General features: G+C 74.1%; 15 protein-coding genes. 9 read left to right on the forward strand and 6 right to left on the reverse strand.

Annotation, left to right across the window (positions count from 1 at the left end):
* Positions 1 to 68: 68 nt before the first annotated feature.
* Positions 69 to 1,847 (reverse strand): GGDEF domain-containing protein, encoded by a 1,779-nt coding sequence (locus tag O2W16_RS13815; protein WP_269159389.1) that lies wholly within the window; start codon positions 1,845 to 1,847, stop codon positions 69 to 71.
* 125 nt (positions 1,848 to 1,972) lie between these two features.
* Here O2W16_RS13815 and pheA point away from each other — a divergent pair, with 125 nt between their 5' ends.
* Positions 1,973 to 2,926: a prephenate dehydratase gene (gene pheA, locus O2W16_RS13820; RefSeq protein ID WP_269159390.1), complete on the forward strand. Its 954-nt coding sequence runs from the start codon at positions 1,973 to 1,975 to the stop codon at positions 2,924 to 2,926.
* Positions 2,927 to 3,049: 123 nt separating this feature from the next.
* Here the strand turns inward: pheA and O2W16_RS13825 are convergent, their stop codons facing one another.
* The 3 genes from O2W16_RS13825 to O2W16_RS13835 all read right to left on the reverse strand — a co-directional run bounded on the left by O2W16_RS13825 (position 3,050) and on the right by O2W16_RS13835 (position 5,269).
* Positions 3,050 to 3,385 (reverse strand): GroES family chaperonin, encoded by a 336-nt coding sequence (locus tag O2W16_RS13825; protein ID WP_269159391.1) that lies wholly within the window; start codon positions 3,383 to 3,385, stop codon positions 3,050 to 3,052.
* Positions 3,386 to 3,477: 92 nt separating this feature from the next.
* A complete protein-coding gene (locus O2W16_RS13830; protein WP_269159392.1) occupies positions 3,478 to 3,825 on the reverse strand; it encodes a metallopeptidase family protein in 348 nt (115 codons plus the stop codon).
* Between the two features lie 10 nt (positions 3,826 to 3,835).
* Complete coding sequence (locus O2W16_RS13835; protein WP_269159393.1) at positions 3,836 to 5,269, reverse strand: GuaB1 family IMP dehydrogenase-related protein; 1,434 nt, start codon at positions 5,267 to 5,269, stop codon at positions 3,836 to 3,838.
* Between the two features lie 87 nt (positions 5,270 to 5,356).
* Between O2W16_RS13835 and serS the strand changes: the two genes are divergently transcribed.
* The 5 genes from serS (at position 5,357) to O2W16_RS13860 (ending at position 11,987) form a co-directional block, all read left to right on the forward strand.
* Entirely contained in the window at positions 5,357 to 6,661 is a 1,305-nt protein-coding gene (gene serS / locus O2W16_RS13840; protein WP_269159394.1) for a serine--tRNA ligase, read from the forward strand.
* On the forward strand, positions 6,658 to 7,611 hold the full coding sequence (locus O2W16_RS13845) for an HAD family hydrolase (protein WP_269159395.1): 954 nt from the start codon (positions 6,658 to 6,660) through the stop codon (positions 7,609 to 7,611). Before serS ends, O2W16_RS13845 begins: the two co-directional genes overlap by 4 nt.
* Positions 7,604 to 8,413, forward strand: coding sequence for an HAD family hydrolase (locus tag O2W16_RS13850; protein WP_269159396.1), 810 nt, complete (start codon positions 7,604 to 7,606; stop codon positions 8,411 to 8,413). Before O2W16_RS13845 ends, O2W16_RS13850 begins: the two co-directional genes overlap by 8 nt.
* Positions 8,414 to 8,532: 119 nt before the next feature.
* The gene (locus O2W16_RS13855; RefSeq protein ID WP_269159397.1) at positions 8,533 to 10,176 is read left to right on the forward strand and encodes a methyl-accepting chemotaxis protein; all 1,644 of its coding nucleotides are present in this window, start codon (positions 8,533 to 8,535) and stop codon (positions 10,174 to 10,176) included.
* 221 nt (positions 10,177 to 10,397) lie between these two features.
* Positions 10,398 to 11,987: a methyl-accepting chemotaxis protein gene (locus O2W16_RS13860; RefSeq protein WP_269159398.1), complete on the forward strand. Its 1,590-nt coding sequence runs from the start codon at positions 10,398 to 10,400 to the stop codon at positions 11,985 to 11,987.
* A 63-nt stretch (positions 11,988 to 12,050) separates the two neighbouring features.
* Here the strand turns inward: O2W16_RS13860 and O2W16_RS13865 are convergent, their stop codons facing one another.
* Entirely contained in the window at positions 12,051 to 13,610 is a 1,560-nt protein-coding gene (locus O2W16_RS13865) for a helix-turn-helix domain-containing protein (protein ID WP_269159399.1), read from the reverse strand.
* A gap of 94 nt (positions 13,611 to 13,704) precedes the next feature.
* Positions 13,705 to 14,109 (reverse strand): GlcG/HbpS family heme-binding protein, encoded by a 405-nt coding sequence (locus O2W16_RS13870; protein ID WP_269159400.1) that lies wholly within the window; start codon positions 14,107 to 14,109, stop codon positions 13,705 to 13,707.
* A 117-nt stretch (positions 14,110 to 14,226) separates the two neighbouring features.
* Here O2W16_RS13870 and O2W16_RS13875 point away from each other — a divergent pair, with 117 nt between their 5' ends.
* Genes O2W16_RS13875 through O2W16_RS13885 form a run of 3 tightly spaced genes read left to right on the forward strand, consistent with a single transcriptional unit; the run spans position 14,227 to position 16,981 of the window.
* Positions 14,227 to 14,685: a diol dehydratase small subunit gene (locus O2W16_RS13875; RefSeq protein ID WP_269159401.1), complete on the forward strand. Its 459-nt coding sequence runs from the start codon at positions 14,227 to 14,229 to the stop codon at positions 14,683 to 14,685.
* Positions 14,682 to 16,394, forward strand: coding sequence for a propanediol/glycerol family dehydratase large subunit (locus tag O2W16_RS13880; RefSeq protein ID WP_269159402.1), 1,713 nt, complete (start codon positions 14,682 to 14,684; stop codon positions 16,392 to 16,394). The genes O2W16_RS13875 and O2W16_RS13880 overlap by 4 nt, the downstream gene beginning before the upstream one ends.
* A gap of 2 nt (positions 16,395 to 16,396) precedes the next feature.
* Positions 16,397 to 16,981, forward strand: a complete 585-nt coding sequence (locus tag O2W16_RS13885; protein WP_269159403.1) for a propanediol/glycerol family dehydratase medium subunit — start codon at positions 16,397 to 16,399, stop codon at positions 16,979 to 16,981.

The following is a 16,981-nucleotide window of genomic DNA, read 5'->3' on the forward strand; positions in this document are numbered from 1 at the left end:
CGTGTCACGCACCGGCGCGTCGGCCGGTCCCTCCTGCCCCACGGACCTCTCCCGGACCCGCCACGGCCTCACGAGGCGACCTCCGCGCCGTCGTCGAACGCCCAGCCCGGCCGCCGCGGGGTCGTGCCGAGCACCTCCGCCACCAGGTCGTCGACCGAGGCGTCGGGTGGCAGCACACCGGACCGTGCGGTGGACGCGCCCCCCTGCTGCGCTCCACCCGATGCCCGGACCCGGTTGCGGCCGCCGCGCTTGGCACCGAACAGGTTCAGGTCGGCCCGGTCGAACAGCTCCCGCCAGGACCTCGGCCCCGGAGAGCCGGCCGGCCCGGTCGTGGCCACGCCGATGCTGACGGTCACCGGTGCGGGTATCTGCAGGTCGCCCCACTCGGCGCAGGCGACGGCGCTGCGCAGCCGTTCCGTGGCGACCAGGGCCTGGGCCTCGGTGGTGTTCGGCAGCACGACCACGAACTCGTCGCCGGCCCAGCGGAAGGCCTCGTCGCCGGTGCGGCTGTGCTGGCGGAGCAGCTCGGCGACCCGGCGCAGCACCGCGTCGCCGTGCAGGTGCGAGTTCTGGTCGTTGACGGACTTGAAGCCGTCGACGTCCACGACGGCCAGCGACATCGGCTCGCCGTCCAGCGGCAGCTCGGCCAGCCGCCGCTCGGCGCTGCGCCGGTTGCCCAGGCCGGTCAGGGTGTCCTCGAGGGCGTGCCGGCGCAGCACGGCGGTCTGCCGCTCCGCCTCGCGCAACCGGCTGCGGCGCACGAACATCTCCGCCCAGAGCTCGCGCCCGCGCCGGTGCGCCCGGGTGGTCTCGGCCCGGTAGGCCTCCAGCCAGTGCAGCGCCTCGGTCGTCGACCCCATCGCCGCGGTGGTCTGCCCCAGCTCCAGCAGGCACTGCCGGTACCGGCGGCGGTCGTTGACGGCGGCGAAGGCGCCGGACGCGTCCACCAGCAGGCCGACGGCCTCCTCGCCCGCACCGCGGTCGGTGCCGGGCTGGGCGGCGCACGACCGGCTCAGCAGCCTGGCCAGGACCAGGTCGGTGTACCCGACCAGCCACACCCCGCCGTCGCCGGCGGCCAGGTGCCGGCGCACCCGGCGCAGCGGCGGCAGCGCGTCGTCGAGCTGACCGGCCAGGGTCAGGGCCCAGGCCTGGACGACGTCCAGCAGGTCGGCGTCGGCGTCGCTCGGGTCCCACGGCAGCGCGCGGGCGCTGGTCGCACACTCCAGCGCGGCCTGGGCCAGCTCGTGGGACCGCTCGGACTGGCCGCGCCGGTGCACCGTCTGGGCGAGCTCGGCGTGCTGCTGGGCGCACAGCCGGAGCAGCTGCCACTGGTCGCCGAGGTCGGGGAGGGCGGCGGCGACCCGGGCGCCGCGGAGCGACTGGGCCACGGCGAGCTCCTCGAGGTCCAGCCGGGTCAGTGCGAGGGACAGCCAGTGGTGGGCCTGGTGCAGCGGACGGCTGGGCGGCTCGTCGGACAGCTGGTCGGCGAGCAGGCTGGCGTCCACGGCCAGGTGCATCGCCGCGTCGAACCGGTCGGCGGCCACCTCCAGGTGCGCCAGGTAGGCCAGCGTCAGGGCGTGCTCGGCGGACGGGAGGCACTCTGCGAGCGCGGCCCGGGCGGCCCCCACGGCGTCCGCGGCGCCGTCCAGGTCGGCGTCGAAGAGGGCGGCGCGCGCGGTGAAGGCGGCCGACCACGCGTCCCAGCAGGGGTCGCCGGTGGCGCTCAGGTCGTCCGCGGCCCGGGCGAACTCGTCGGTGAACACCCGGGCGTCCTCGGCGGCGCTGGCGGTCAGCAGCCGCCAGCGGGCGGTCTGCAGCCGCTCGTCGGCGGGGAGCCCTGGGTTCACGCGTCCCTCCACTCAGCTGTCGGGGCACGCGAGGTGCGCGTGTCCGGCCGGTGACGAGGCAGCTCCCCCCGTACCGGGGACCCGACGGGAGTCGGTGTCCGATACGGCCGCACTACCCTCGCCGGATGCCGACTGCACCACGCAGCACAGCCCCGACGGAGTTCGCCTATCTGGGCCCCGAGGGTACCTTCGCCGAGGCCGCGCTCGGCACGGTCACCGGGGCGCTGGGCACGGTCGGCACCCGACCGGAGGCGAGCATCGCGGCCGCGCTGACGGCCGTCCGGACCGGGGAGTGCGCCGCCGCCCTGGTGCCGCTGGAGAACTCCGTCGAGGGCTCCGTGCCGGCCACGATGGACGGGCTGGTCGCCGGCGACCCGCTGGTGATCACCCGCGAGGTCTTCCTCGAGGTGGCCTTCGTGCTCGCCGTCCGCCCGGGGAGCGCCGCCGCCGACGTGCGCACCGTGGCCAGCCACCCGCATGCGCTGGCCCAGTGCCGCAGCCGGCTCGCCGAGTCCCTGCCCGGGGCCGACGTCGTCCCGGCCGCCTCCACGGCCGATGCCGCCCGCCGGGTCGCCGAGGGGGAGTTCGACGCCGCGGTCTGCGCGGCGATCGCCGCCGACCGCTACGGCCTCGACACGCTCGTCCCCGACCTGGCCGACCACCCGGGCGCCGTGACCCGCTTCGTGCTGGTGGAACCGCCCGGTGAGCTGCCGGCCCCGACGGGGGCGGACAAGACCACGATCACGGCCGTGGTGCACGACCGCACCGGTGCGCTGCTGGACCTGCTGGCCGAGTTCGCGGTGCGGGGCATCAGCCTGGCCCGCATCGAGTCCCGGCCCACCCGCGAGCGGCTCGGCGTCTACTCGTTCTCCATCGACGTCGAGGGCCACGTGACCGACCGGCGGGTGGGCGACGCACTGGCCGCGCTGCACCGGATCTGCGCCGAGGTGCGCTTCCTCGGCTCCTACCCCCGGGCCGACGACCAGCCGGGCAAACCGGTGGAGGAGCGGGTGGGCGACGAGGCCTTCGCCGCAGCCGAGGGGTGGGTGGCCCGGGTGCGCGCCGGGACGGCGGTCTGACCCACGTCCGGAACCCGCGCTCATGATCACAGAGTGTGCCCCCTCGGGCACCGACTGCACATCCTCTGGGCGGGACCGTCTCGTCACAGCCGCTGGGTGCGCACGGCCGCTGGGTGCGAGGCCTCAGAGGTAGAGGCCGGTCGACTCCTCGATCCGCTCGGCGGCGACGGCGTGCACGTCCCGCTCGCGCAGGATGATCAGGTCCTCGCCGTGCACCTCGACCTCGTGCTGGTCCTCGGGGGAGAACAGCACCTGGTCGCCGACCTTGACCTGCCGCACGCTCGGGCCGATGCCCTTCGCCTCGCCCCAGACCAGCCGCTTGGCGACCTGGGCGGTCGCCGGGATCAGGATGCCGCCGCTGGACCGGCGGTCGCCGTCCTCCTTGCGGAGGGAGACCAGCAGCCGGTCGTGCAGCATCTTGATCGGTAGCCCGCCGGTGTCAGCGTCGTCCTCAGGCACGTCATCGAACGCTACCCCTCGGTGTTGCCCTTGACCGGCCCCCTTGCAGGGGCCCGCCCCGAGCTCGCGAGGGGTGGGGGGCAAGGGGGTCCTCACGCCCAGCCGAGGGCGTGCAGCTTCTCCTCGTCGATGCCGAAGTGGTGGGCGATCTCGTGGACGACGGTGATCGTGACCTCCTCGGCCACCTGCTCCTCGTCCGCGCAGATGTCGCAGATCGCCTCGCGGTAGATCATGATCCGGTCCGGCAGCGCCCCGGAGTGGTCCCAGCCGCGCTCGGTCAGCGCGTAGCCCTCGTAGACGCCCAGCAGGTCCGGTTCCTCGGGGTTCCGGTCCTCGACCAGCACGACGACGTTGTCCAGCAGCGCCATCAGCTCCTCGGGCACCTCGTCCAGGGCGTCGGCGACGAGCTCCTCGAAGCGGCGGAGCGGGATCGCGTCCATCAGCGCCGGGTCACCAGCTGGTCGGCAGCGGGCGGCCCTCCTCGTAGCCCGCTGCGCTCTGCACACCCAGCACCGCACGCTCGTGCAGCTCGTCGACCGTGCGGGCGCCGGCGTACGTGCACGACGAGCGGACGCCGGCCACGACCTGGTCGATCAGGTCCTCCACGCCGGGCCGGGCCGGGTCCAGGTACATCCGCGAGGAGCTGATGCCCTCCTCGAACAGCCCGGCGCGGGCCCGGTCGAAACCGCTCTGCGTCGACGTCCGGGCCTTCACCGCGCGGGCCGAGGCCATCCCGAAGCTCTCCTTGTACCGGCGGCCGGCGCCGTCGTCGTACAGGTCCCCGGCGCTCTCGTAGGTGCCGGCGAACCAGGAGCCGACCATCACGTTCGCCGCGCCGGCGGCCAGCGCCAGGGCGACGTCGCGCGGGTGTCGCACGCCGCCGTCGGCCCAGACCTGCTTGCCGAGCTCGCGGGCGGCGGCGGCGCACTCCTCGACCGCGGAGAACTGCGGGCGGCCGACGCCGGTCATCATCCGGGTGGTGCACATGGCGCCCGGGCCGACGCCGACCTTGACGACGTCCGCCCCGGCCTGGATCAGGTCGCGGGTGCCCTGCGCGGTCACCACGTTGCCGGCGACGACCGGGGTCGAGCCCGCCACGGCGCGCACCGCGGCCACCGCCTCCAGCGCCTTCTCCTGGTGCCCGTGCGCGGTGTCGACGACCAGCACGTCGACCCCGGCGGCCAGCAGGGCGCCCGCCTTGCCGGCGACGTCGCCGTTGATGCCCACCGCCGCGGAGGTGAGCAGGTGTCCGTCGGGCCCGGTGGCGGGGGTGTAGATCGCCGAGCGCAGGGCGCCCTTGCGGGTGACGACGCCGACCAGCCGGTCGCCCTCGACCACCGGTGCCGCGCTCACCCGTTCCCCGGAGAGGACCTCGAAGACCTTGGGCAGGTCGGTGCCGGCCGGGATGGTCAGCGGGTCGCGGGTCATCACCTCGGCCAGCTGGGTGAACCGGTCCACCCCCTGGCACTGGCCGTCGGTGACCACGCCGACCGGGGCGCCGCCCTCGATGACCACGACGATGCCGTGCGCCCGCTTGGTCAGCAGCGACAGCGCCTCGCCCACGGTGGAGGTGGGGGAGAGCATGATCGGGGTGTCGTAGACCGGGTGCCGGTGCTTGACCCAGGAGACGACCTCGGTGACGACGTCGACCGGGATGTCCTGCGGGAGCACGGCGAGCCCACCGCGCCGGGCGACCGTCTCGGCCATCCGCCGTCCGGAGATCGCCGTCATGTTGGCGACGACGATCGGGATCGTCGTCCCCACCCGGTCCGGCGTGGTCAGGTCGACCTCCAGCCGGGAGCCGACCGTCGAGTGCGCCGGCACCATGAAGACGTCGGCGTAGGTCAGGTCGTGGGCCGGGCGGGCGTCACCGAGGAACCGCATGTGCCCAGTGTCCCGCACGTCGACGGGCCGAGGGCGTCCTGCGCCTGGACCGCGGGGCCGTGGCGGCCGGGCACCTACGATCAGGGCGTGATCGACCTGCGCCTCGTCCGCGAGAACCCCGACCTCGTCCGCGCCAGTCAGCGTGCCCGGGGTGCCGATGAGTCCCTGGTCGACGCGCTGCTGGCCGCCGACGCCGAGCGCCGGGCTGCGGTCAAGGCCGCCGACGACCTGCGCAGGGAGCAGAAGGCGGCCTCCCAGGCGGTCAAGAAGGCGAGTTCGGAGGAGCGTCCCGCCGTCCTGGAGCGGGCGAAGGCGCTGGCCGCCCAGGTGAAGGAGGCCGAGGAGGCCGAGCGCACCGCCGACGCGGCGCTGCACGCCCTGCACCTGCGGATCGCCAACGTCGTCCACCCCGACGTGCCGCCGGGCGGGGAGGACGACGCCGTGGAGATCCGGACCGTCGGGGAGCTGCCCACCTACGACTTCGAGGTGCGCGACCACCTGCAGATCGGCGAGGCCCTCGGCGCCATCGACATGGAGCGGGGCGCGAAGGTCTCCGGCGCCCGCTTCTACTTCCTCACCGGCCCCGGCGCGCTGCTGGAGTTCGCCCTCGCCCAGCTGGCGATCACCCGGGCCGTGGCCGCCGGGTTCATCCCGGTGATCGCCCCGGCCCTGGTCAAGCCCGAGGCCATGGAGGGCACCGGCTTCACCGGCGAGCACGACGAGGAGATCTACCGGGTCGAGCGCGACGACCTGTACCTGGTCGGCACCTCGGAGGTCGCACTGGCCGGCATGCACGCGCGTGAGGTGCTCGACCTCTCCGCTGGGCCACGCCGCTACGCCGGCTGGTCCTCCTGCTTCCGCCGCGAGGCCGGCTCCTACGGCAAGGACACCCGCGGCATCATCCGGGTGCACTGGTTCGACAAGGTCGAGATGTTCAGCTTCTGCGCCCCCGAGGAGGCCGAGGCCGAGCACCGCCGGCTGCTGCAGTGGGAGGAGGAGTTCCTCCAGCTCCTCGAGCTGCCCTACCGGGTGGTCGACATCGCCGCCGGCGACCTGGGCACCAGCGCCGCCCGCAAGTTCGACATCGAGGCGTGGTTCCCCAGCCAGAGCGCCTACCGCGAGCTGACCAGCACCTCGGACTGCACCACCTTCCAGTCCCGGCGGCTGGCCATCCGTAGCCGGGACGCCGACGGGAAGCCGCAGCCGGTGGCCACGCTGAACGGCACGCTCTGCGCGATCGCCCGCACCATCGCCTGCCTGCTCGAGGTGCACCAGCGGGCCGACGGCTCGGTGCACGTGCCGGCGGCGCTGCGTCCCTGGCTGGGCGGCCACGAGGTGCTCACCCCGGGCATGTCCCTGACCGCCGTCGCCGCGCCCGGCCTCCCCGCATGACCGTCCAGCAGCCGGCCGGGGGCGGCCTGACCGCCCCGGCCGCGGCCGCCCACGCGGCCGAGGTCGTCGACCTGGGCGACCTGGGCGCCCGGCTGGGCGGCTGGCGGCCGAAGCTGGTGGTCAGCGACCTGGACGGCACGCTGCTCGGCTCGGCCGGGGAGGTCAGCGTCCGCACCGCCGCGGCGATCGCCGCCTGCCGGGGCGCGGGCATCCCGGTCGTCGGCGCCACCGGCCGGGGCCCGCGCCTGCTGGAGAGCGTCCGCGCCGCGCTCGGCGGTCAGGGCATCGCCGTCCTGGCGCAGGGCGGGTACGTGGTCCGGTTCGGCCGGGACGGGGCCGCAGACGAGGTGCTGCGCACCGTCGGCATGCCCCGCGACGTCGCCACCGAGGTCATCGCCGCGATCGAGGAGGTCGCCGGCGAGCTGATCGTGGCGGTGGAGGACGCCGCCGAGCAGGCCGAGGCGCTGCGCCCGCTGCGCGTCCAGCACGGCTTCGACTGGCCCTACCCGGAACCGGCGCACCTGCTGCCCCGGCACCAGGTGCTGCCGGTCGGTGCGGTGCTCAAGGTCTTCCTGCGCTCCTCCCGGCTGGGCGAGGACGAGCTCGTGGCGCTGGCCCGCTCGGTCGTCGACCCGGCGGTCGCCGAGCTCACCCACGCCGGTCTCGGGTTCATCGAGGTGCTGCCGCCGGGGGTCACCAAGGCCACCGGGCTGGCCGTCGTCCTGGACCAGCTGGACGGCGGGTTCGGCGACGTGCTGGTCTTCGGCGACATGCCCAACGACCTGCCGATGATCGAGGCGGTCAGCACGGCCGGGGGCCGGGCGGTCGCCGTCGCGAACGCCCACCCCGCCGTCCGGGCCGCCGCCGGGGACCGCACGAGCGGGCACGACGCCGACGGCGTCGCCCGCTACCTCGAGGCCGTGCTCGCACTGGGGGACACCGATGTCTGACTGGCGCCCGAAGCTCATCGTCAGCGACCTCGACGGCACGCTGCTTCGCAGCGACGAGACGATCAGCGACGCGACCCTGGCCGAGCTGCGGCGCTGGGCCGACGAGGGTGTGCCGCTGGTGCTGGCCACCGGCCGCCCACCCCGCTGGATGCTCGGGGTGCGGGACCGCCTCGGCGGCGGCACCGCGATCTGCTGCAACGGCGCGGTGCTGCTGGACCTGGGCGAGTTCCAGGTGCTCGAGGAGCACCCCGTGCAGCCGGAGGTGCTCCGGCAGATCACCGGCCGGCTCCGCGAGCACCAGCCTGACACCTGGTTCGCGGTCGAGTACGGCGACCAGTTCCGGCACGAGCCCGTCTACCGGCCGCGCTGGGACCGGGACGCCCCCGGGGTCGCGGTGGCCACCCTGGCCGAGATGGTCGCCCAGCCGGTGGCCAAGCTGCTGGCCCGGCACGAGCGGATGGGCCGCGACGAGTTCGTCGCCCTGGTCGCCGAGGTCGTGGGGGACACCGCCACGGTCACGTACTCCTCGTCCGACGCGATGGCCGAGGTCTCCGCCGTCGGGATCACGAAGGCCACCGGTCTGGCCCGGCTCGCCGCCGAACGCGGGCTGACGGCGGCCGACGTCGTCTACTTCGGCGACATGCCCAACGACCTGGCCGCCTTCGACTGGGTGCGGGAGGGCGGCGGTCGTGCCGTGGCGATGGCGCACGCCCACCCGGACGTGCTGGCGGCGGCCACCGACGTGACCGACTCGAACGACGCCGAGGGCGTGGCGATGCTGCTGGCCTCCCTGCGCGCCTGACCGGTCTCTCGGCGGACCGATCCGTTCCGTTACCGGATCTCAGGTGGAGTCGTCCGTCCGTGGTGCCGATCCCATGGGCGAGGGGCGCGTCGGTGCGCCCGAGCGATGAGAGGCACGCCATGGACGCGATGAACGACCACGACCCCGCCACGCATGCTCCTGACCCGGCGGACGAGCCCGGGCGCAACCCGCTGGCCCGGCTCGGACTGCGCGGCAGGCTGCTCGCGGCCTTCCTCACCGTCACCCTGATGACCCTCGTCGTCGGCGGCCTCGGCATCTCGCGGATGGCTCAGCTCAGCCACCAGGCCGAGGTGGTCTACGAGGAGGGCGCCGTCCCGCTCCGCGACATCCTGCTGCTCCGTTCCACCTACTGGCAGTACCAGGCGACCATCTCCCGGTCCACGGGTGCGGGCCTCTCGCCGGAGATCGTGCAGACCCTGCAGGAGCAGATGGCGGCCATCCGGGAGACGCTGGACGGGCTGCGCGCCGACCTGGACGACGTGGCCCTCCGTCCGGACACCGAGGCCGCGTTCCAGGACTTCCAGACCGCGATCCAGCTCTACGACGACACGAGCGCCCAGATGGCCGAGGTCGGTGCCGCCGGCGGCGACCCGATGTCCCTGCTGCCCACGCTGATCCAGGCCGAGACCAACGCCATCGATGCGCTCACGGCGGCCAGCGACGCGCAGATCACCGCCACCGAGGCCACCGTGCAGGAGGCTCGCGACGCGTACTCCTCGGCTCGAACGCTGACGCTGATGGGCGTGGCGATCGGCTTCGCGATCTCCGTCGCGCTGGCCGTGCTGATGGCCCGCAGCGTCACCCGCCCGGTGCAGCGGATCCGGGAGACCCTGGAGCAGGTCGCCGCCGGCGACCTGCGGGTGCGCGCCGGCCGCACCGGTGGTGCCGAGCTGGGTCAGGTCGCCGAGTCGCTGGACGAGACGCTCGACGCGCTCGGCGGCGTGCTCGCCCTGGTCAACAACTCGGCCGGGCGGCTGGCCACGGCCTCGCTGCAACTGAACGCGGGTGCGGAGGCGATGGCCAGCAACGCGCGCAACGCCGCAGGTCAGGCCGACGTGGTGGTGGCCTCGGCCGGTGAGGTGGCCGCCAGCGTGGACACGGTGTCCACCGGGTCGCAGCAGATGGAGGCGGCGATCCGGGAGATCTCGCAGAACGCCAGCGAGGCCAGCCGGGTGGCCGGCCAGGCGGTGAACGTCGCGGAGAACACCACCCGCACGGTCGGCAAGCTGGGTGACTCCTCGCAGGAGATCGCCACGGTGGTGAAGCTGATCAACGGGATCGCCGAGCAGACGAACCTGCTGGCGCTGAACGCCACGATCGAGGCGGCGCGCGCGGGTGAGGCGGGCAAGGGCTTCGCGGTGGTGGCCAGCGAGGTGAAGGAGCTGGCGCAGGAGACCGCCCGGGCGACCGAGGACATCTCCCGTCGGGTGGAGGCGATCCAGGGTGACACCGCCGGTGCGGTGGAGGCGATCGGTGAGATCAGCAACGTGATCGGTCAGATCAACGACTACCAGGCCACCATCGCTGCGGCGGTCGAGGAGCAGACCGCGACCACCAACGAGATGAACCGCAACGTCGCCGAGGCGGCGGGCAGCTCGCGCAGCATCGCCACCGCGATCACCGGGCTGGCGGCCGGCACGGCGGAGACCAACCAGCGGGTCGCGGAGGCCCAGCAGTCGGCGGCCGAGCTGTCCCGGATGAGCGACGAACTGCAGGACGCCGTCAGTCGGTTCACCGTCTGAGGCAGTGCTGACCCGGCGGCGCCGGTCACCGCGATCCTGCGGTGGCCGGCGCCGCCGTCGTCTGACCCCATGACGACAGTCGCGCGGTACACGGGGTCAAGAACCCCCCGCCGCTGCCGATCACATGGGTGGTGGGCCGCACGGGCGCGCCGTGGGCAGAAGAGGGACAGATGGACGTCAGCGCGCAGGGAACGGCAACCGCCACCGAGTCGAGGAGAGGCGTGACCTCCGGGCTCGCCGGCCGGGTGGGGCTGCGCGGACGCCTCCTCCTGGCGATCCTGCTGGTGGCACTGACCACCCTGACCGTCGGTCTGGTGGGCATCCAGCGGATGTCGGTGCTCAGCGAGACCGCCGCCGAGGTCCACGAGGAGGGCGCCGTGCCGCTGGACGGGCTGCGTCAGCTGCAGGCCCAGTGGTGGGAGCTGCAGGCCTACTCCGCTCGGACGAGCATCCCCACGCTGCCGCCCCAGACGCTCGCCGCGTCCGCCGAGGGCTTCGCCGCCGGGCTGGAGACCCTGGCCGCGCAGACCGCAGCCGTCGCGGACATGCCGCTGACCCCGGAGACCCGGGCGGCCTTCGAGACCTTCTCCGCAGGGACCGAGGAGTACCTGTCCCTGCTCACCCAGCTCAGGCAGGCCCCCCCGGGGGACATCGCGGCGGCGGGCCCGGTCATCCAGGCGATGGGCGCCGCCCAGGCCACCATCTCCGAGGCACTGGTCACCGCCACCAGCGCTGCCCGGGAGGCGGCTGTGGGCAAGGCGCAGGAGGCGGAGGACGCCTACACCAGTGCCCGCACCCTCACGGTGGCGATCATCGTCATCGGGCTGTTCGTCTCCGTGGTGCTGGCCCTGCTCGTCGTCCGGTCGGTGATGGGCCCCGTGCAGCGCCTGCGAGAGGTGCTCGACCGGGTCGCCGAGGGTGACCTCAGCGTCCGGGCCGGCGCCACCGGTGGCGCCGAGATCGGTGAGGTCGCCCGCTCGCTGGACTCGACCCTGGAGTCGCTGAGCGGCGTGCTGCGGTTGGTCAACGACTCCGCCGGCCGGCTGGCGGTGGCGTCGCAGGCGCTGAACACCGGCGCCGCCGGCATGGCCCGGAGTGCCCAGGCGGCGACCGGCCAGGCCGACGTCGTCGTCAGCTCCGCCGGGGAGGTCGCCGCCAGCGTCGACACCGTGGCCACCGGCTCGCAGCAGATGGAGGCCGCGATCCGGGAGATCAGCCGGAACGCCAGCGAGGCCTCCCGGGTGGCCGGGCAGGCCGTCGCGGTCGCGGAGAACACCACCCGCACGGTCGGCAAGCTGGGTGACTCCTCGCAGGAGATCGCCACGGTGGTGAAGCTGATCAACGGGATCGCGGAGCAGACGAACCTGCTGGCGCTGAACGCCACGATCGAGGCCGCCCGCGCGGGTGAGGCGGGCAAGGGCTTCGCGGTGGTGGCCAGCGAGGTGAAGGAGCTGGCGCAGGAGACGGCCCGGGCGACCGAGGACATCTCGCAGCGCGTGGAGGCGATCCAGGCCGACACCGCCGGGGCGGTCTCGGCGATCGGGGAGATCAGCTCGGTGATCGGCGAGATCAACGACTACCAGGCGACCATCGCCGCGGCGGTGGAGGAGCAGACCGCGACCACCAACGAGATGAACCGCAACGTCGCCGAGGCAGCGGGCAGCTCGCGGAGCATCGCCACCGCGATCTCCGGGCTCGCCGCGGGCACCCAGCAGACCAACGAGGGCGTGGCGGAGGCGCAGCGCTCGGCGGCGGACCTGGCCCGGATGAGCGACGAGCTCCAGGACGCCGTCCGGCGGTTCACCGTCTAGCGGCGGTCGCTGCGGACCACACCGCGTGCCCGGCGCCGTCCCCTGCGGCGCCGGGCCGCTCCTTCAGTCGGCGAGCAGTCGAGCGCGGCGGACCGCCACCGCGGCCGACCGCGGGTCGGCGGGGGAGAGGAGCTCGGCCAGCCGGTCGTGGACGGCGCCGTCGTCCTCGCCCAGGGGATGGGTGCTGAAGGTGTGGAGCAGCTCGGGGTCGTCGGTGGCCAGCACGGCGCGGCGCAGACCCGCCGTGAGCTCGTCGCTCAGCTGCCGGATCTCCGGCGCCTCCGACCGGGGCAGCACCGGCCCGCGGCAGGCGCTGAGGGCCGCGCGCACGTGCCGGGCCGCCAGCGCCCGGCCCGCGGTGTCGACGTCGGTGCCGACCTCGGCCACCAGCCGGTAGGGCCGGGTCTGCAGCAGCTCCGCCCCGACCAGCGTGCGGAGCCGGCGGATCTCACCGCGCACCGTCGTCTGGTTGCCGCGGTCGCCGTAGAGCAGCTGGGCCAGCTGCTCCCCGGTGAGCCCGTCGGGGTGCCGGGTGAGCATGAGGAGGACCTCCGCCAGGCGCAGCGGCAACGGGATCGCGCGGTCGTCGACGGTCACCGTGGGCGTCCCGGTCCCGGTGCACCGCAGCGACAGCACGTGCTCGACCGGACGGGGTGCCGACCGGGTGCGGCGGGCGGCGGTCCGGAGCAGGCAGCCGTCGGCGAACCGGTCGACGTGGGCCTCCCGGCCGTCGGGCAGGGCGACCCGGTCGCCGTCGCCGAGCTCGACGTGCGCCGGCCACCGGTCGGTGGGCTCGGCGGCCAGCACCCGGCCGCTGAGGGTGACGAAGGCGGTTGCGTCGCCGGACCGGCCCGGCGGCAGCAGGTGCCGGAGCCGCCGGCGTTCGTCGGCGATCGCCAGCCGCACCCGCAGCTGGTCCTCCGCCAGCCGAGCGGTGGCCGCGACCAGTTGGGCCAGGGCGGGGTTCACCGCGTGCAGCGGACCGCTCACGTCGAGGACGCCGATGATCGCCCCGGTGTCCGGGTCGTGGACCGGAGCCGCGACACAGGTCCAGGAGTGGTACGTGCGGACCAGGTGCTCCGCCGAGTGGATCTGCACCGGCGCCCCGACGGCGAGGGCGGTGCCCATCGCGTTCGTCCCGATGGCGGCCTCGCTCCAGTCGGTGCCGGGGAAGAGGCCGACCCGGTCCGCCTGCCCGAGGAGCTGCCGGTCGCCGTCGCGCCACAGGACGTGGCCCGCGGCGTCGGTCACCAGCACCAGGTGCATCGCGTCGTCGGCGACGTCCACCAACGCGCTGCGCAGCAGCGGCATGACGGCGTTCATCGGGTGGGCGGCGCGGAGGTCGTCCAGCTCGTCGGCCGCGTGGACCACCGGCGGTGTCCGGCGCTCGGGGTCGACGTGCGCGGCGAGGCTCCGCGCCCAGGACGCCGAGACCACCGGCCGGGGGGCCCGGCGGACGGTGCCCTGGGCGAGCACCGCGTCGAACGTCTCAGCCAGCGCCCGCGCGCGCTCGCGGGGGTCGAGGTGCTCGCCCTCGCCGGCCAGGTGCTCTGCATCGCACGACATCGCACCCCCGGGCGGGCTCATGGCGCAGACGCCGGCACTGGCGCCGGTGCGGATCATCGCTCACACCCCGACCCCCGGCAACCACCGGCGGGGCGGCGGGAGCTCAGCCCAGGGCTGTCACGGCAGCTCAGCCCAGGGCTGCCGCGGCAGCTCAGTCCAGGGCTGCCGCGGCAGCGGTGGCCACGTCGACGTCCTGGGCCACCGACCCCGCGCTGACCCCGACGGCGCCCACCACCACGCCGTCCCGGCGCAGCGGGATCCCGCCGCCGAAGGTGACCAGCCCGCCGGAGGTCTGCTCCAGGCCGTAGAGCTCGGCTCCGGGCTGGACCAGGTCGGTCAGGGCCGCCGTGGGCGCGGCCATCAGCACCGAGGTGACGGCCTTGCGGGTGGAGATGTCGATGCTCGCCTTGATGGCGCCGTCCATCCGCCCGAACGCGAGCAGGTGGCCACCGTCGTCGACGACGGCGACGTTCATCGGCTGGCCGATCTCCTCGGCCCGGGCGAGGCCCGCGTCCAGGACCCGGCGGGCATCGGCGTGGGAGAGCGATGTGGTCATCGTCACAGCCAAGCAGTCCTGCGGCCTCCCGGTACAGCCCCGCCGTGGAGGCAACGAAGAGGCAACGTGTGCTGTGTCACAGTCCCGGTGCACGGACCGACTGGGAGGGATGCCCCGATGAGCGCCTCGTTGGACACCGGACTGACCCGCGGGGACTACCCGCTGTCGGTCAACCGGCCTGAGCTGCTGCGGACCCCGACGGGGAAGCCGATCACCGCGCTGACGATGGACGCGGTGGTGTCGGGTGAGCTGTCGGCCGAGGACCTGCGGATCGCCCCGGAGACCCTGGAGCTGCAGGCCCAGCTGGCCGACGCCAGCAACCGCCCGCAGCTGGCGATGAACTTCCGGCGGGCGGCGGAGATGTGCGCGATCCCCGACGCCGAGGTGCTCGGCATGTACAACGCGCTGCGGCCGCGGGCCTCCACCGCCGCCGGGCTCGCCGCGCTGGCCGACCGGCTGGAGACGACGTGGTCGGCGCCGGTGTGCGCGGGCCTCGTCCGTGAGGCAGCCGAGGTGTACGCGCGCCGCGACCTGCTGGCCCGGGCCGGCGCCGAGGACGGAGAGGACACCCCATGACCACCGCCCAGCCGCGGCCCGCGGGCCAGCCCCGGCACTCGCTGCGCACCGACATCTTGGAGGCCCGCCCGGTCAACCTCGACGGGTTCGTCGAGGAGTGGCCCGAGAAGGGCCTCGTCGCGATGGAGAGCGAGTTCGACCCGGCCCCCAGCGTGCGGGTCGAGGACGGCCGCATCGTCGAGCTGGACGGCCGGCAGCGCGCCGACTTCGACTTCATGGACTCCTTCATCGCCGACCACGCCATCGACGTGGCGTCGGCCGAGGAGTCCAACGCCCTCCCCTCGGCCGAGATCGCCCGGATGCTGATCGACCCCCGGGCCTCCCGGGACGACGTGCTCGCGGTGACCCGCGGCCTCACCCCGGCCAAGGTGCTCGACGTCCTCAAGCTGATGAACGTCGTCGAGATCATGCAGGGGATGCAGAAGATGCGGGCCCGGCGCACGCCGGCCAACCAGGCGCACTCCACCAGCGCCCGCGACAACCCGGTGCAGGTGGCCGCCGACGCCGCCGAGGGCGCGCTGCGCGGCTTCGCCGAGCTGGAGACCACCCTCGGCGTGCTGCGCTACGCGCCCCTGGTGGCCATCGCCCTGCAGGTGGGCGCCCAGGTCGGCCGCGGCGGCGTGCTCACCCAGTGCGCGCTGGAGGAGGCGACCGAGCTGGAGCTCGGGATGCGCGGCATCACCGCCTACGCCGAGACGATCTCGATCTACGGCACGGAGTCGGTGTTCATCGACGGGGACGACACCCCGTGGTCCAAGGCGTTCCTCGCCTCGGCCTACGCCTCCCGCGGGATCAAGATGCGCTTCACCTCCGGCACCGGCTCGGAGGTGCAGATGGGCAACGCCGAGGGCAAGTCGATGCTCTACCTGGAGATCCGCTGCATCCTGATGGCGAAGGGGGCCGGGGTGCAGGGGCTGCAGAACGGCTCGATCAGCTGCATCGGGGTGCCCGGCGCCGTCCCCGGCGGGCTGCGCGCGGTGGCCGCGGAGAACCTGGTGGCCAGCATGATGGACCTGGAGTGCGCCTCCGGGAACGACCAGTCGTTCTCCCACTCGGCGATGCGCCGGACCGCCCGGATGATGCCGCAGCTCCTGCCCGGCACCGACTTCGTCTGCTCGGGCTACTCGGCGGTGCCGAACGCGGACAACATGTTCGCCGGGTCCAACTTCGACACCGAGGACTACGACGACTGGAACACCATCCAGCGCGACTTCCAGGTCGACGGCGGGCTGCGGCACGTGCGGGAGGACGAGATCCTGCTCGCCCGGAGCAAGGCCGCCCGCGCCCTGCAGGCGCTGTTCGCCTACCTCGACCTGCCGGCGGTCACCGACGACGAGGTGGAGGCGGCCACCTACGCCAACTCCTCCGCCGACTACCCCTTCCGGGACGTGCTGGCCGACCTCAAGGGCGCCCAGGCGGTCATGGACCGCGGCATCACCGGCCTGGACATCGTCAAGGGCCTGGAGTCCGCCGGCTTCCACGACGTCGCCGAGAACCTGCTGACCGTGCTGCGCCAGCGGGTCTCCGGTGACCTGCTGCAGACCTCGGCGGTGCTCACCGCCGACTTCACCCCGCTGTCGGCGATCAACGACCCGAACGACTACGCCGGCCCCGGCACCGGCTACCGGCTGGAGGGCGAACGCTGGGCCGAGCTGAAGAAGCTGCGGCACGTCACGTCGGCGACCGACCCCGAGAGCGAGGTGGGCTGACCATGACCACCGCCACGCCCGACCGCACGGTCAGCCTCCGCGAGCTGGGCCCGGCGACCCGCGGCACCCGGCCCGACGAGGTGGTGATCGCCGTGTCCCCGGCCTTCGCCGGCCACTTCAGCAAGACGATCGTCGAGGTCCCGCACGCCGAGGTGCTGCGCCAGTTGATGGCCGGCATCGAGGAGCAGGGCGTGGGCGCCCGGCTCGTCCGGGTCCGGGACACCGCGGACCTGGCGGCCATCGCGCACATCGGGGCCAAGCTGTCCGGCTCCGGCATCTCCGTCGGGATCCTGTCCCGCGGGACGACGATGATCCACCAGAAGGACCTCGCCCGGCTGAGCAACCTCGAGCTGTTCCCGCAGTCCCCACTGCTGGACCCGGCGGTGTTCCGCATGATCGGCTCGAACGCCGCGCAGTACGCGAAGGGCGAGTCGCCCCAGCCGGTGCCCACCCGCAACGACCAGATGGCGCGACCGCGCTGGCAGGCGAAGGCCGCGCTCCTGCACCTCAAGGAGTTCGAGTGCATCGAGGCCGGGCGTGGCCCGGTGGAGGTCGAGGCCGTCTTCGAACTGACCGACGCGGGCTGA

The sequence above is a fragment of the Modestobacter sp. VKM Ac-2984 genome (assembly GCF_026967985.1).
In the GTDB taxonomy this organism is placed as follows: domain Bacteria; phylum Actinomycetota; class Actinomycetes; order Mycobacteriales; family Geodermatophilaceae; genus Modestobacter.